The following is a 702-nucleotide window of genomic DNA, read 5'->3' on the forward strand; positions in this document are numbered from 1 at the left end:
GTCCCGCGCGTACGGGCCACGGGCCAGCCGGCCGCCGCTCAGCTCGATCACCCGGCGCGCCACCCGCGGCGACAGGTACGCCCCGCCCTCGGCCACCGCCCGCACCCCGGCCAGCAGTTCGCGCGGGTCACCGGACTTGAGCAGGAACCCGGCGGCGCCGTGCCCGAGCGCGCGGGCGATCAGGTCGTCGTCGCCGAACGTGGTGAGCATGACCGCCGCGGTCTCGGGCACCAGCCGGCGGATCTGCGCCGCCGCGCTGAGCCCGTCGCAGCGGGGCATCCGGATGTCCAGCAGCGCCACCCGGGGGCGGTGCGCGCGGACCAGCTCGACCGCCGCGAGGCCGTCCTCGGCCTCCCCGACCACCTCGATGCCGGGGTCGGCGGCCAGGATCGCCCGGACCCCGGCCCGGACCAGCGCTTCGTCGTCGGCGAGCACCACCCGCAGCGGGCGGTCGTGGTCGTCGCTCATGGTGCGATCTGCTCCTTGCTGACCAGCCGCCCGTCGGCGAAGCAGAGCCGCCAGGTCGCCTGGGCGAACGGGAAGTTGCCGTCGGTGTAGAACTCGCAGCCCGGCGCGGCACCGGTCGCGGGCGGGTCGGCCTGCCGCCGGGGCAGCCCGAGCGCGTCGCGCGGCTCACCCAGCCGCAGCCGTTCGTAGCCGGCCCGGTCCAGCACCGCGCCGGCCGTGGCGAGCGGGTAATAG

The 702-nt window shown here is 77.2% G+C and carries 1 protein-coding gene and 1 pseudogene; both read right to left on the reverse strand.

The features are described 5' to 3' along the window. Nucleotides 1–468, reverse strand: a 468-nt coding sequence (locus KBX39_RS32445) for a response regulator transcription factor (protein ID WP_210874247.1), incomplete at its 3' end; no start/stop codon positions are given. Continuing rightward, nucleotides 465–702, reverse strand: a pseudogene (locus tag KBX39_RS32450) (two-component sensor histidine kinase); the annotation flags it as partial. The pseudogene KBX39_RS32450 and the gene KBX39_RS32445, both read right to left, overlap by 4 nt.

The sequence above is a fragment of the Micromonospora sp. D75 genome, from assembly GCF_018070405.1.
GTDB classification, from domain to species: domain Bacteria; phylum Actinomycetota; class Actinomycetes; order Mycobacteriales; family Micromonosporaceae; genus Micromonospora; species Micromonospora chalcea.